The 16,308-nt window shown below is 73.1% G+C and carries 2 protein-coding genes; both read left to right on the top strand.

Features of this window, described 5'->3' with window-relative positions; all coding sequences use genetic code 11:
- A partial coding sequence (locus tag ACZ6ZQ_RS37925; protein ID WP_469773096.1) for an SDR family NAD(P)-dependent oxidoreductase occupies nt 1-2,828 on the top strand: 2,828 nt, incomplete at its 5' end.
- A 63-nt stretch (nt 2,829-2,891) separates the two neighbouring features.
- Nucleotides 2,892-16,308: SDR family NAD(P)-dependent oxidoreductase (locus ACZ6ZQ_RS37920; RefSeq protein WP_469773095.1), on the top strand; the 13,417-nt coding region annotated here is incomplete at its 3' end.

Here is a 16,308-nt window from a genome sequence, read left to right as displayed (position 1 = left end):
CGAAGGAGGTGCGGGAGCGGATCGCTGCGTGGGGTGAGGAACGGATCTCCGTCGCTGCCGTCAACGGGCCTTCCTCCGTGGTGGTTTCGGGCGAGATCGCAGCCCTTGATGAGCTTCTCGCGTCGTGTGAGGCCGATGGCGTTCGCGCGAAGCGGATTGCGGTGGATTATGCGTCGCATTCGGCGCAGGTGGAGTTGCTGCGGGAGGAGCTGGCCGGGCTGCTGGCTCCGATCACCCCACAGGCGGCGGACATCCCGTTCCTGTCCACGGTGACGGGGGAGTGGGTGCAGGGTCCGGAGTTGGATGGCGGGTACTGGTTCCGTAATCTGCGGCAGACGGTGGAGTTGGAGCAGGCGACCCGCACTCTGCTGGAGCAGGGGTTCGGTGTTTTCGTCGAGTCCAGCCCGCATCCTGTGCTGACCGTTGGTGTGCAGGAGACGGTGGAGGATGCGGGCCGTGAGGCGGCCGTGCTCGGGTCGCTGCGCCGTAACGAGGGTGGTCTGGAGCGTTTCTGGCTTTCCTTGGGTGAGGCGTATGTCCGTGGTGTGCAGGTGGACTGGGACGCGGTGTTCGCCGGTACGGGAGCGCAGCGGGTGGATCTGCCCACCTACGCCTTCCAGTCGCAGCGGTTCTGGCCGGAGCCTGCTCCGGTCGAGGCCGCCCTTGCCCCGGCGGAGAACGCGATCGACGCCCGCTTCTGGGAAGCCGTCGAACGCGAAGACCTCGAAGCACTCACCGCGGAACTCGACATCGAGGGCGACCAGCCGCTGACCGCGCTGCTGCCAGTCCTCTCCTCGTGGCGCCGGCAGAGCCGTGAGCAGTCCACCGTGGACGGCTGGCGCTACCGCGTCACCTGGAAGCCGCTGGCCGAGGCCGCGACCGCCCGCCTGTCGGGCACCTGGCTCGTCATCGTCCCGGAGGCCCTGACCGGCCCCGCCGGTGAGTGGGCTGGTGCTGTCCTGCGTACGCTCACCGAACGCGGTGCGGATGTCCGTACCGTGCACGTCTCCGCCGCCGCCGACCGCGACCGGCTCGCCGCGACTCTGCAGGCCGAGACGGACGAGGGCACACCCGTCGGCGTGCTCTCCCTCCTCGCCCTCGGCGGCGAAAGCAGCGCGCCGCGCGAGCACACCGGGCTGCGTACCACCGTCGCGCTCGTCCAGGCCCTCGGCGACGCCGACGTGACCGCGCCCCTGTGGTGCGTCACGCGGGGAGCTGTCTCCGTGGCACTCTCCGAGCGGCTGGAGGACCCCTCTCAGGCGCTGATCTGGGGCTTCGGCCGGACCGCCGCGCTGGAGTACCCCGACCGCTGGGGCGGCCTGCTCGACCTGCCGCAGCATGCCGACGACCGTACGCTCGAGAGGCTCGCGGGCGTCCTGGCCGGTGATGGTGCAGAGGACCAGGTGGCGCTGCGCGCCTCCGGCCTGTTCGGCCGGCGACTGGCCCACGCCCCCCTCGCCGACGCGCCCGCCGGGCGTGCCTGGAAGCCGCAGGGGACGACGCTGGTCACCGGCGGCACGGGTGCCCTCGGTGCGTATGTCGCCCGCTGGCTCGCCGAGAACGGTGCCGAGCACCTGCTGCTCACCAGCCGCCGGGGCATCGACGCGCCCGGCGCGGTGGAGCTGCGTGACGAACTGACCGCGCTCGGAACCCAGGTCACCATCGCCGCCTGCGATGTCGGCGACCGCGACGCCGTAACCACGCTCATCGGGAACATCCCCGCCGACCAGCCCCTGACCGCCGTCATACACACCGCCGGTGTACTCGACGACGGCGTCATCGACGCGCTGACCCCCGAACGGTTCGCGACCGTGCTCGCTCCCAAGGCGGACGCGGCGCTCGCCCTCCACGAGCTGACCCGCGGCCTGGACCTGTCCGCGTTCGTCCTCTTCTCCGGTGTCGCCGGCACGCTCGGCGACGCGGGGCAGGGCAACTATGCTGCGGCCAACGCCTACTTGGACGCCCTTGCCGACCAGCGGCACGCCGACGGCCTGACCGCGACCTCCGTGGCCTGGGGGCGCTGGGGCGACAGCGGGCTCGCCGCGGGCGGCGCCATCGGGGAACGGCTCGACCGGGGCGGCGTGCCCGCCATGGCGCCCCGCTCCGCGATCCGCGCGCTCCAGCAGGCACTCGACCACGCCGAGGCGGGCGTGACCGTCGCCGACATCCAGTGGGAGCGGTTCGCGCCCGGCTACACCGCCGTACGGCCGAGCCCGTTCCTTGCCGACCTGCCCGAGGTGCGGCAGCTCGCCGAATCCGCTCCGGCGGGCGGCGAGCCGGGCGGTGAGCACTCACCGGCGGAGGCGCTGCGGCGACGCCTCGCCGTCATGCCGCAGGCCGAACAGGCCCTGGCCGTCCTGGAACTGGTGCGCTCGAATGCGGCCACCGCGCTCGGTCACCCGACAACCGACGAGGTGGGTGCGGGACGCGCCTTCAAGGAGCTCGGCTTCGACTCCCTGATCGCGCTGGAGCTGCGCAACCGGCTCAATGCCGCCACCGGACTGCGGCTCCCGGCGACCCTCGTCTTCGACCACCCGACCCCGACGGCCCTGGCCGACTTCCTGCGCGGAGAGATCGTCCAGGACAGCAGCTCAGGAGCGGCCCCCGGCATTGCGGAACTCGAAAGGCTGGAGTCCGCGCTGTCCGTTCTCGACCCGGACACAGAAACCACCGAAACGCGTACCGACATCGCGCTGCGTCTGCAGGCTCTGCTGGCGAAGTGGGGTGAACCGCGCACCGATTCCCATGGCGAGGCCGTCACCGAGAAACTCCAGGAGGCCACGCCGGACGAGCTCTTCGACTTCATCGACAAAGAGCTCGGTATTTAGCAGGCGGACAGCAGGCAGTAGCAGGCGCAAGGGTTTGTGACGAGAAGCATGGATGAGGTTCCAATGGCAGATCAGGACAAGATCCTCGGCTATCTGAAGCGGGTTACGGCCGATCTGCATCAGACGCGGCAGCGGCTTCGCGAGGTCGAGGCCCAGGAGCCGGAGCCGATCGCGATCGTCGGCATGAGCTGCAGGTTCCCCGGCGGAATCGAGTCGCCGGAGGGCCTGTGGGACCTGGTCGCCCAGGGCCGGGACGCGATCACCGACTTCCCCACCGACCGCGGCTGGGACATCGAGTCGCTGTACGACGCCGATCCCGACCAACAGGGCACCAGTTACACCCGCGAGGGTGGATTCCTCGACGGCGCCGGGCAATTCGACGCCGCGTTCTTCGGGATCAGCCCCCGTGAAACCCTCGGCATGGACCCGCAGCAGCGCCTGCTCCTCGAAACGTCCTGGGAGACCTTCGAAAGGGCCGGAATAGATCCGGCGACCCTGCGCGGCAGCAAGGCCGGTGTCTTCATCGGTACCAACGGCCAGGACTATCCCGAGCTGTTGCGCGAAGTACCCAAGGGTGTCGAGGGTTATCTCCTGACGGGAAACGCCGCCAGCGTCGTGTCCGGGCGGATCTCCTACACCTTCGGCCTGGAGGGCCCGGCGGTCACCGTCGACACGGCCTGCTCGGCCTCGCTCGTCGCCCTGCACCTGGCGGTGCAGGCGCTGCGCAACGACGAGTGCTCGCTGGCCCTTGCGGGCGGTGTCACCGTCATGTCGAGCCCGCGTGCGTTCGTCCAGTTCAGCCGGCAGCGCGGACTCGCCCCCGACGGCCGCTGCAAGCCGTTCGCGGACGGCGCCGACGGCACCGGCTGGGGCGAGGGCGTGGGCATGCTGCTCGTCGAGCGGCTCTCCGACGCCCGCCGCAACGGCCACCCCGTCCTCGCTGTCGTTCGCGGCTCCGCGATCAACCAGGACGGTGCGAGCAACGGTCTGACCGCCCCCAACGGGCCGTCCCAACAGCGCGTCATCCGGCAGGCGTTGACCAACGCCGGACTCACCCCGGCGCAGGTCGACGTCGTCGAGGCGCACGGCACGGGCACGACACTCGGCGACCCGATCGAGGCGCAGGCCATCCTCGCCACCTACGGCCAGAACCGGCCGGACGGCCGCCCGCTGTGGCTGGGCTCGATCAAATCGAACATCGGCCATACCCAGGCCGCCGCCGGTGTCGCCGGCATCATCAAAATGGTGCTGGCGATCCACCACGGAGTCCTGCCCGAGTCGCTCCACATCGACCAGCCGTCCACCAACGTCGACTGGACGGCCGGTGACGTCAAGCTGCTGACCGAGGCCGTGCCATGGCCGGAGACCGGCCAGCCGCGCCGCGCCGGCATCTCCTCCTTCGGCGTCAGCGGCACCAACGCCCACACCGTCATCGAGCAGGCTCCGCCCGCCGACGAGCCCCATGAGCCGGCCGCCGGCGACACGACCCCCGCCGCCGGGGCAGCCGAGGGCGCCACCGGCCCGGTGCCGCTGCTGGTGTCGGGCCAGAGCGAGCCCGCCCTGCGCGCCCAGGCCGAGCGGCTCGCCGCCCATCTGCACGCCCACCCCGAACTCGCCACGGACTCCGCGAGCCTGACCGACCTCGGCTTCTCGCTCGCCACCGGCCGCTCCTCGCTCGACCGCAGGGCCGTACTCTTCAGCGCCGACCGCGAGAGCCTGCTGGCCGACCTCGCAGACCTCGCCGACCTCGCCGCGCCCACGCACGGCGAGCAGCCGGCCGGCGCGGTTCTGGGCGTGGCGGGCGAGGGCAAGACCGCCTTCCTCTTCACCGGCCAGGGCAGCCAGCGCCTGGGCATGGGCCGTGAGCTGTACGAGACCCATCCCGGCTTCGCCCACGCCCTCGAAACGGTCCGCGACGAACTCGACCAGCACCTCGAACGACCCCTGTTCGATGTGCTGTTCGCCGCCGAGGGCTCACCCGAGGCCGCCCTTCTGGACGAGACCGCCTACACTCAGACCGCGCTGTTCGCCGTCGAGGTCGCCCTGTGCCGGCAGCTCGAACAGTGGGGCCTGGCACCGGACTTCCTCATCGGCCACTCCATCGGTGAAATGGCCGCTGCCCACATCTCCGGAGTGCTCACCCTCCCGGACGCGGCCAAGCTGGTCGCCGCCCGCGGCCGGCTGATGCAGGCGCTGCCCGTCGGCGGCGCGATGATCGCCGTCGAGGCCACCGAGGACGAGGTGACACCGCTGCTCACCGACCGGGTGAGCATCGCCGCCGTCAACGGCCCGAGCTCCGTCGTCGTCTCCGGCGACGAGGAGGCCGCCACGGCGCTTGCCGAGACGCTGTGCGCCCGGGGCCGCAGGACCAAGCGGCTGAAGGTCAGCCATGCCTTCCACTCCCCGCTGATGGACGGCATGCTCGACGCGTTCCGTGAGGTCGCCGAGTCCGTCGACTACGCCCCGCCCGTCATCCCGATCGTCTCCAACCTGACCGGCGCCTCCGTCACCGCGGAGGAGATCTGCGCCGCCGACTACTGGGTCCGTCACGTCCGCGAGGCCGTCCGATTCTTCGACGGGGTGCGCCGCCTCGCCGAGCAGGGCGTCACCACCTTCGTCGAAGTGGGCCCCGGGGGAGTCCTCACCGCCCTCGCGCAGGAGTGCGTCACAAGCCCGGACGTCGTCTTCGTAACCCTGCTGCGCGCCGACCGCCCCGAGGCGACGGCGTTCGCGACAGCCGTCGCGCAGGCTCACGTCCACGGCGTCGCCGTCGACTGGTCCGCCGTCTTCGCCGGGCGCGGTGCCACCCGTCTCGACCTGCCCACGTACGCCTTCCAGCGCGAGCTGTACTGGCCCGAGCAGCCCACCGCCTGGGCGGGCGACGTCACCGCAGCCGGAATCGGCTCCGCCGACCACCCGCTGCTCGGCGCGGCCATCGCCCTCGCCGACGGCGACGGCTACCTCTTCACCGGCCGGCTCTCCCTGGCCACGCACCCGTGGCTCGCCGACCACACGGTGATGGACACCGTGCTGCTGCCCGGCACCGCCTTCGTCGAACTGGCCCTCCAGGCCGGCGACCACACCGGCTGCGACCTGCTGGACGAACTCACCCTGGAGGCGCCGCTGGTGCTGCCTCCGCACGGCGGACTGCAGATCCAGCTCGCCGTCGGCGCCCCCGACGCCCAGGGGCGCCGGTCACTGACCCTGTACTCCCGGGCCGAGGACGCCGCCGACGACACCTGGGGCGAGGGCGCCTGGACCCGGCACGCCACCGGCTTCCTGGCCACCACGGGTGCCCAGGGCACCCGTGCGCCCCTCGCCGACCTCACCAGCTGGCCGCCGAAGGGCGCCACCGAGGTCGACATCGAGGGCTTGTACGACTACCTCACCGAGTCCGGATTCGCCTACGGTCCGGTCTTCCAGGGCCTCAAGGGCGCCTGGCAGCGCGGCGACGAGGTCTTTGCCGAGGTCCGCCTGCCGCAGCAGGCGCACGCCGAGGCCGCCTTGTTCGGCCTGCATCCCGCGCTGCTGGACGCAGCGCTGCACGCCGTCGGCATCGGCTCGCTCCTCGAAGAGACCGATCACGGCAGGCTGCCGTTCTCCTGGAGCGGTGTCGCGCTCCAGGCCGTAGGCGCCCGGGCCCTGCGCGTACGGCTCGCGCCCGCGGGCAACGACACCGTCTCGGTGACCCTCGCCGACGAGACGGGCGCGCCCGTCGCCTCCGTCGACGCGCTGCTGCTGCGGCCCGTCACCCCGGACCAGGTGCATGCCGCGCGTACCGCCTTCCACGAGTCGCTGTTCCGCGTGGAGTGGACCGGTGTGCCGACCTCGGCCGCCACCACTGTCGCCGCGGGCCAGTGGGCGCTGCTGGGCGCGCCCGGTACGGAGTTCACCACCGCGCTGCCCACGGCCGCCGTCCATGCCGACCTCGCCGCGCTCGGTGCCGCCCTGGAGGCCGGCGGCCCGGTCCCGCAGGCCGTTGTTGTGCCCTTCGGCGACCCGGCCGCGACCCCGGTCGACGCGGCGCTGCCCGGAACCGTACGCGACGCGCTGCACCGCGCTCTCGAACTCGCCCAGTCCTGGCTGGCCGACGACCGCTTCGCCGGCTCCCGGCTGGTGTTCGTCACCCGCGACGCCGTCGCCACCACGGCGGGCGCCGACATCGCCGACCTCGCCCACGCCCCGCTATGGGGCCTGCTGCGCTCCGCGCAGTCCGAGCACCCCGACCGTTTCGTCCTGCTCGACCTGGACGGACGCGAGGAGTCCCTGCGTGCCCTGCCCGCCGCGCTCGCCACGGCCGAACCGCAACTCGCCCTGCACGAGGGCAAGGTCGTCGTGCCCCGGCTCGCCCGCATCGTCGCCGCACCCGGCCAGGAGGCGCCCGACCTCAACCCGGACGGCACGGCCCTGGTCACCGGCGCCACCGGCACTCTCGGCGGCCTGGTGGCCCGACACCTGGTCGCCGAGCACGGCATACGTCACCTGCTGCTGACCAGCCGCCGCGGCGAGGCCGCCGCCGGAGCCGCCGAACTCCTCGCCGACCTGCGTGAGCTGGGCGCCGAGGTGACCCTGGCCGCCTGCGACGCCGCCGACCGTGACGCGCTCGCCGCACTGCTGGAGTCCGTACCGGCCGACCACCCGCTGACCGCCGTCGTGCACACGGCGGGCGTCCTCGACGACGGCATCCTCGAAGCGCTCACGCCCGAGCGCATCGACCGCGTCCTGCCCGCCAAGGTCGACGCGGCCGTGCACCTGCACGAGCTGACCCGAGACAGCGACCTGGCCGCATTCGTCCTGTTCTCCGCCGCAGCCGGCACCCTCGGCGGCCCCGGACAGGCCAACTACGCCGCCGCCAACGCCTTCCTCGACGCGCTCGCTCACCGCCGCCGCGCCGAAGGACTGCCCGCCAGTGCCCTCGCCTGGGGCCTGTGGGCCGAACGCAGCGGCATGACCGGCGACCTCGCCGACGCCGACCTGGAGCGGATCTCCCGCGCCGGAGTCGCCGCGCTCTCCTCCGAGGAGGGCCTGGCGCTGCTGGACACCGCTCGCGCCGTCGGCGACGCCACTGCCGTCCCCATGCACCTGGACCTGGCATCCCTGCGCCGGGCCGACGCGAGCATGGTCCCCGCCCTGCTGCGCGGCCTGGTCCGCACCCCCGCCCGGCGGGCCGCCGAGACCCTCGACGCCACCCCGGCCGGCGGGTTCACCGAGCGGCTGCTGCCGCTGACCGGCGCCGAACGCGACCGGCTGCTGCTGGACACCGTACGTGTCCAGGTGGCCGCCGTCCTCGGCTACCCCGGCCCCGAGGCCGTCGACCCGGGCCGTGCCTTCAAGGAGCTCGGTTTCGACTCGCTGACCGCCGTCGAACTGCGCAACCGCCTCGGCTCCGCCACCGGCGTCCGGCTGCCCGCCACCCTTGTCTTCGACTACCCGACCCCGAACGCCCTCGCCGCCTTCCTGCGCACCGAACTGCTCGGCGACGACGCCGACTCCGCATCTGCCGCACCCGGCGCGGTCGTCAAGGCCAACGACGACGAACCGATCGCCATCGTCGGCATGAGCTGCCGCTACCCGGGCGGCGTCACCACCCCCGAGGAGCTGTGGCAGCTCGTCGCCGGCTCCGTCGACGCGATCTCCCCGTTCCCCACCGACCGGGGCTGGAACCTCGACGCGCTGTACGACTCCGACCCCGGACGGGCGGGCACCAGCTACACCCGCGAGGGCGGATTCCTGCACGACGCCGCCGAGTTCGACCCCGACTTCTTCGGCATCAACCCGCGCGAGGCCCTCGCCATGGACCCGCACCAGCGGCTCCTGCTGGAGACCTCCTGGGAGGCGTTCGAGCGGGCCGGGATCGACCCCACGTCCGTACGCGGCAGCCGCACCGGCGTGTTCGCCGGTGTCATGTATCACGACTACCTCACCCGGCTGCCGGCCGTGCCCGAGGGCCTGGAGGGCTACCTCGGCACCGGCACGGCGGGCAGTGTCGCCTCGGGCCGTGTCTCGTACACCTTCGGTCTCGAAGGCCCCGCCGTCACCGTCGACACGGCCTGCTCGTCGTCGCTGGTCGCCCTGCACCTCGCGGTGCAGGCGCTGCGCAACGGCGAGTGCGACATGGCCCTGGCCGGCGGTGTCACCGTCATGTCCACCCCCGACACCTTCATCGACTTCAGCCGCCAGCGCGGCCTGGCCACCAACGGCCGCTGCAAGTCCTTCTCCGCCGAAGCCGACGGCACCGGCTGGGCCGAGGGCGCGGGCATGATCCTCGTCGAGCGCCTCTCCGACGCCCGCCGCAACGGCCATCGGATCCTCGCCGTGGTCAGGGGCTCCGCCGTCAACCAGGACGGCGCCAGCAACGGTCTCACCGCCCCCAACGGCCCCTCCCAGCAGCGGGTCATCCGCGCCGCCCTCGCGAGCGCGGGCCTGTCGGCCGCCGACGTCGACGCCGTCGAGGCGCATGGCACCGGCACCACCCTCGGCGACCCGATCGAGGCGCAGGCCCTGCTCGCCACCTACGGCCAGGACCGCCCCGAGGACCGACCCCTGCGGCTCGGCTCGATCAAGTCCAACATCGGCCACACCCAGGCCGCCGCCGGCGCCGCGGGCATCATCAAGATGGTCCTCGCCATGCGCCACGGCGTCCTGCCCCAGTCGCTGCACATCGGCGAGCCGTCCCCGCACATCGACTGGTCCGCAGGAGCAGTGTCCCTGCTGAACGAGGCCGCCGAGTGGCCCGAGACCGGCCGTCCGCGCCGGGCGGGCATCTCCTCCTTCGGCGTCAGTGGCACCAACGCGCACGTCATCATCGAACAGCCGCCCGCCGACGAACCGGCCGAGACCGACACCGCCCCGGCCCTCCCGGCGGACATCCCCCTGCCCTTCACGCTCTCCGGTAGAACCCCCACCGCGCTGCGCGCCCAGGCCGCCCGGCTCATCGCCCATCTCGACGAGCGTCCCGAGGCCGCCCACGCCGACCTGGCGCTCTCCCTCGCCACCACCCGTACGGCACTGGACCGTCGGGCCGTCGTGGTCGCACACGACCGCGACCGGCTCATGGCCGGACTGACCGCACTTGCCGAGGGCCACGACACCGCAAAGGTGGTGCAGCACACCGTCGCCGACGGCAAGACGGCCGTCCTGTTCACCGGACAGGGCAGCCAGCGCTCCGGCACGGGCCGTGAGCTGTACGACACGTACCCGGCCTTCGCCCGGGCACTGGACGCGGTCTGCGCCGAGCTGGACCCGCATCTCGAACAGCCCCTGAAGGACGTGCTGTTCGCGGCCGACGGCGACACACTCGACCGGACCGGGTTCACACAACCCGCCCTGTTCGCACTGGAGACCGCGCTGTACCGGCTCGTCGAGTCCTGGGGCATCCGCCCGGACTTCGTCGCCGGGCACTCCATCGGCGAGATCACCGCCGCGCACGCCGCGGGTGTCCTCACGCTGCCCGACGCGGCCCGGCTGGTGGCCGCCCGGGGCCGCCTCATGCAGCGGCTGCCCGAGGGCGGAGCCATGATCGCCTTGACGGCCACCGAGGACGAGGTGCTGCCGCTGCTGGCGGGCCACGAGGACCGGATCGGCATCGCCGCCGTCAACTCCGCCTCCGCCGTCGTCATCTCGGGCGAGGAGTCCCTCGCCCTCGAGATCGCCGCCGAGTTCGACCGGCGCGGCCGGCGCACCAAGCAGCTCACCGTCAGCCACGCCTTCCACTCCCCGCTCATGGACGGCATGCTCGACGACTTCCGCGAGGTCGCGGAATCCCTGACGTACCACCGGGCCACCATCCCGGTCGTCACCCACCTCACCGGACGGCTGGCCGGCGACGAGCTGCGCACCGCCGACCACTGGGTCGCCCATGTCCGCGAAGCGGTCCGCTTCCTCGACGGCATCCGCACCCTGGAAGCCGAACACGTCACCACCTACCTCGAACTGGGCCCGCAGGGCGTGCTGTCCGCCCTCGGCCGCGACTGCCTCACCGACTCCGCGGACACGGCCGTCTTCATCCCGGCCCTGCGCCGCGACCGCGGCGAGGCCAGGGCACTGGCCACAGCGATCGGCGCCGCCCACACCCTTGGCGTGCCGCTGGACTGGGCCGCGTACTTCAGCGGAACCGGCGCCCGCCGCACCGAGCTGCCCACCTACGCCTTCCAGCGCGAACGGTTCTGGCTGGAGGCCCCCGCCGGTTACGTCGGCGACGTGGAGTCGGCGGGCCTGGGCGCCGCCCACCACCCGCTCCTCGGCGCCGCCGTCGCCCTCGCCGACGGCGAAGGCTTCCTGTTCACCGGCCGCCTCTCACTCGACACCCACCCGTGGCTCGCCGACCACGCCGTCATGGGCTCCGTCCTGCTGCCGGGCACGGCCTTCGTCGAACTCGCCATCCGCGCGGGTGACCAGGCCGGCTGCGACCTTCTCGAAGAACTCACCCTCGAAGCGCCGCTGATACTCGCCCCCGACACGGTCGTCCGTCTCCAGATCGTGGTGGGTGCCCCCGACGCGGCGGGCCGTCGCACTCTGGACCTGTACTCCAGCCACCAGGACGCCCCCGCCGACGAGCCGTGGACCCGGCACGCCGGCGGCGTTCTCGCCACCGGGGCCCCGGCCCCCGGCTTCGACCTCACCGCCTGGCCCCCGGCGGGCGCCGAAGCCGTCGGCGTGGACGGCCTGTACGAGCACCTCGGCCAGGGCGGATTCGCCTACGGGCCCCTCTTCCAGGGGCTGCGCGCCGCCTGGCTGCTCGACGACGACGTCTACGCCGAGGTGGCCCTGCCCGACGACCGGCAGTCCGAGGCCACCCGGTTCGGCCTCCACCCGGCGCTGCTGGACGCCGCCCTGCACGGCACCTTCGTGCAGCCGTCCCCGGACGGCGATCGGCAGGGGCGACTGCCCTTCTCCTGGCGCGGTGTGTCCCTGCACGCCGTCGGCGCCTCCGCGCTGCGCGTACGCCTCAGCCCGGACGGCCAGGACACGCTCGCCCTGCAGATCGCCGACACCACGGGCGCCCCCGTCGCCGCCGTCGACAGTCTGATGCTGCGGCCCGTCTCCGCCGACCAGCTCGGCAGCGCGCGTTCCGCACACCACGAGTCGCTGTTCCGGGTCGACTGGGCCACCGTGCCGCTGCCCGCGAACCGGCCCGGCGTCACCGGCCGGTGGGCCTTCATCGGCTCGGACGACACCGCCCTGCCCGGCCTCGAACTCACCGCCCACACCGGCCTCGACGCCCTCGCCGCGACCCTCGACGCCGCCGCCCCGGCACCCGAGTACGTCCTCGTCCACCACACGCCCGGCACGGCCACCGACCTCGGTGCCCTCGCCGGCTCCGTACACACCGCCACACACGAGGCACTCGACCTGGTCAAGGCCTGGCTCGCCGACGACCGGTTCGCCACCTCCCGCCTGGTATTCGTCACCCGAGGCGCCATCGCCACCCAGAGCGACTGGGGCCTCGCCGACCTGACCCATGCGCCCGTGTGGGGCCTCGTGCGCACCGCCCAGTCCGAGAACCCCGACCGATTCGTCCTCGTCGACATCGATTCCGACGCCGCCTCCGCGGGCGCCCTCGCCGCTGCACTGGCCACCGGCGAGCCGCAGCTCGCGATCCGCCGTGGCACCGTCCACGCCCCCCGGCTGGCCCGGATCCCCGCAGCCACCCCGCTGACCCCGCCCCCGGGCGAGTCCGCCTGGCGCATGGACATCGAGGACAAGGGCACCCTCGACAACCTCACCCTCGTCCCCAGCCCGGAGTCCGAGGCCCCCCTGGAACCCGGCCAGGTCCGCGTCGCGGTCCGGGCCGCCGGCCTCAACTTCCGCGATGTCCTCAACGCCCTGGGCATGTACCCCGGAGACCCGGGCCTCATGGGCAGCGAAGGCGCGGGCATCGTCCTGGAGACCGGCCCCGGCGTCACCGACCTCGCACCCGGCGACCGCGTCATGGGCATGCTGCCCGGCGCGTTCGGCCCGCTCACCGTCGTCGACCGCCGCATGATCGCCCCCATGCCCGAGGGCTGGACCTTCGCCGAGGCCGCGTCCGTACCGATCGTCTTCATGACGGCGTACTACGCGCTGAACGACCTCGCCGGCCTGCGCGGCGGAGAGTCGCTCCTCGTGCACGCCGCCGCCGGCGGTGTCGGCATGGCCGCCGTCCAGCTCGCCCGCCACTGGGGCGTCGACGTCTACGCGACGGCCAGCCCCGCCAAGTGGGACACCCTGCGCCAACTCGGCCTGACCGACGACCGGATCGCTTCCTCGCGCACCCTCGACTTCGAGGACACCTTCCGCACGGCCACCCAGGGACGCGGCGTCGACGTCGTCCTCGACTCCCTCGCCCGGGAGTTCGTGGACGCCTCACTGCGGCTCCTGCCGCGTGGCGGACGCTTCGTCGAGATGGGCAAGACCGATGTCCGCTCGCCCGACGACGTCGCCGCCGCCCACCCCGGCGTGAGCTACCAGGCGTTCGACCTGACCGAGGCAGGCCTGGACCGCATCCAGGAGATGCTGACCGAACTGCTCGCCCTCTTCCACGCGGGCGCACTGCGTCCGGTTCCGGTCTCCGCCTGGGACCTGCGGCAGGCTCCCGAGGCGTTCCGCTACCTCAGCCAGGCACGCCACGTCGGCAAGATCGTGCTCACCCTGCCCACCGACTGGAACCCCGAGGGCACCGTCCTCATCACCGGCGGCACCGGCACCCTCGGTGCCCTCGTCGCCCGCCACGCAGTCACCACACGCGGTGCGCGCCACCTGCTGCTGACCAGCCGCCGCGGCGAGGCCGCCGCCGGAGCCGCCGAACTCGCCGCCGAGCTGCGGGAGCTGGGCGCCGACGTCACCGTCGCCGCCTGCGACGTCGCCGACCGTGACGCGCTCGCCGCACTGCTGGAGTCCGTACCGGCCGAGCACCCGCTCACCGCCGTCGTGCACACCGCCGGCGTCCTCGACGACGGCGTGGTCGACGCCCTCACGCCCGAGCGCCTCGACAAGGTCCTGCGGCCCAAGGCCGGCGCGGCCCTCAACCTGCACGAGCTGACCCGCCACCTCGACCTCGCCGACTTCGTGCTGTTCTCCTCCGCAGCCGGCACCTTCGGCGGCGCCGGACAGGCCAACTACGCGGCCGCGAACGTCTTCCTGGACGCCCTCGCCCGCCACCGGCAGGCCCACGGCCTCGCCGCCACCTCCCTGGCCTGGGGCCTGTGGGCCGAGGCCAGCGGCATGACGGGTGAACTCGACACCGCCGACAAGGACCGGATGACGCGCTCCGGCGTCGTCGGCCTCTCCTCCGAAGACGGCCTGGCGCTGCTCGACACCGCGCACCGCACCGGCGACGCCCTGCTGGTGCCCATGCAGCTCGATCTGGCGCCGCTGCGCCGGGCCGACGCGAGCATGGTCCCCGCCCTGCTGCGCGGCCTGGTCCGCGCCCCCGCCCGCCGAGCCGTCGAGGCCACTGCGGCCGGTGCCGGAACACCACTGGTGGAGCGGCTCGTACGACTCCCCGTCAGCGAGCGCGACCCGCTCCTGCTCGGCCTCGTGCGCGACCAGGTCGCCGCCGTACTCGGCCACGCCACCCCGGACGCCGTCGAACCCACGCGCGCCTTCAAGGATCTCGGCTTCGACTCGCTGACGGCCGTGGAGTTCCGCAACCGCCTCGGTGCGACCGCCGGCATCCGGCTGCCCGCCACACTCGTCTTCGACTACCCCACGCCCGTGGCGCTCGCCGCCTACCTCAAGGACGAACTCCTGGGCTCGGAGGCCGCCGCCGCGGCGCCGCGGCACACCGCCACCGCCGCCGAGGCCGACGACCCCATCGCGATCGTCGCCATGAGCTGCCGCTTCCCCGGCGACGTCCGCAGCCCCGAGGACCTCTGGAAGCTGCTTGCCGAGGGCCGGGACGGCATCGCCCACCTGCCCGAGGACCGCGGCTGGGACACAGAGGCGCTGTACGACCCCGACCCCGACAGCCCCGGCACGTCGTACGCCAGGGAGGGCGGCTTCTTCTACGACGCCCACCACTTCGACCCCGCATTCTTCGGGATCAACCCGCGTGAGGCCCTCGCCATGGACCCGCAGCAGCGGCTGCTCCTGGAGACCTCCTGGGAGGCGTTCGAGCGGGCCGGTATCGACCCGACGGGCCTGCGCGGAAAGCAGGTCGGCGTGTTCGTCGGCCAGATGCACAACGACTACGTGTCCCGGCTGAACACCGTCCCCGAGGGTGTCGAGGGCTACCTCGGCACCGGCGGCTCCAGCAGCATCGCCTCCGGCCGCGTCTCGTACACCTTCGGCTTCGAGGGCCCGGCGGTCACCGTCGACACCGCGTGCTCGTCGTCGCTGGTCGCCCTGCACCTCGCGGCTCAAGCCCTGCGCAATGGCGAATGCTCGCTCGCGCTGGCGGGCGGAGTCACCATCATCACCACCCCCGATGTCTTCACCGAGTTCAGCCGCCAGCGGGGCCTGGCCGCCGACGGCCGATGCAAGCCGTTCGCCGCCGCGGCCGACGGTACGGCGTGGGGCGAGGGCGTCGGCATGCTGCTCGTCGAGCGCCTGTCGGACGCCCGGCGCAACGGTCACCAGGTGCTCGCCGTCGTACGGGGCTCCGCCGTCAACCAGGACGGCGCCAGCAACGGTCTCACGGCTCCGAACGGCCCCTCGCAGCAGCGGGTGATCCGCCAGGCGCTCGCCAACGCGGGCCTGGCCACCGCCGACGTCGACGCCGTCGAGGCGCATGGCACCGGCACCACCCTCGGTGACCCGATCGAGGCCCAGGCGCTCCTCGCCACCTACGGTCAGGACCGCCCCGAGGACACTCCGCTGTGGCTCGGCTCCATCAAGTCCAACTTCGGCCACACCCAGGCCGCCGCCGGTGTCGCGGGCATCATCAAGATGGTCATGGCGATGCGGCACGGAGTGCTCCCGCAGACCCTGCACGTCGACGCGCCGTCGCCGCACGTGGACTGGTCTGCGGGGGCGGTCTCGCTGCTGACGGAGGCGGTGGAGTGGCCGGAGACGGGCCGCCCGCGCCGGGCCGGTGTGTCCTCGTTCGGCATGAGCGGCACCAACGCGCACGCCATCATCGAGCAGGCCCCCGACACCGACGCAGGCACCGCCCCCGGCAACCGGCCGGAGCCGGCTCCGCCGGCCCTCCCGTGGCACCTCTCCGCCCGGACCGCGGACGCCCTGCGCGCCCAGGGCGAGCGGCTGCTGTCCCACCTGGAGGCCCACCCGGGGACGAGCCTCGCCGACATCGGCCACTCCCTGGTGACCACCCGCGCCCTCTTCGAGCATCGTGCGACGGTCGTGGCCTCGGACCGCGACGGCTTCCGGGCCGCCCTGACGGCACTCGCCGAGGGACGCGGAGCCGCCGGGCTGATCGAGGGCTCGTCCTCGGTCGGCGGGAAGCTGGCGTTCCTGTTCACGGGGCAGGGGAGTCAGCGGCTGGGGATGGGCCGTGAGTTGTACGAGGCGTATCCGGTGTTCGCCAAGGCGCTGGATGAGG

Source organism: Streptomyces sp. NPDC053673 (assembly GCF_055585225.1).
The sequence above is the reverse complement of the archived record's forward strand: the minus strand, read 5'-3'. Positions and strand labels throughout refer to the sequence as shown.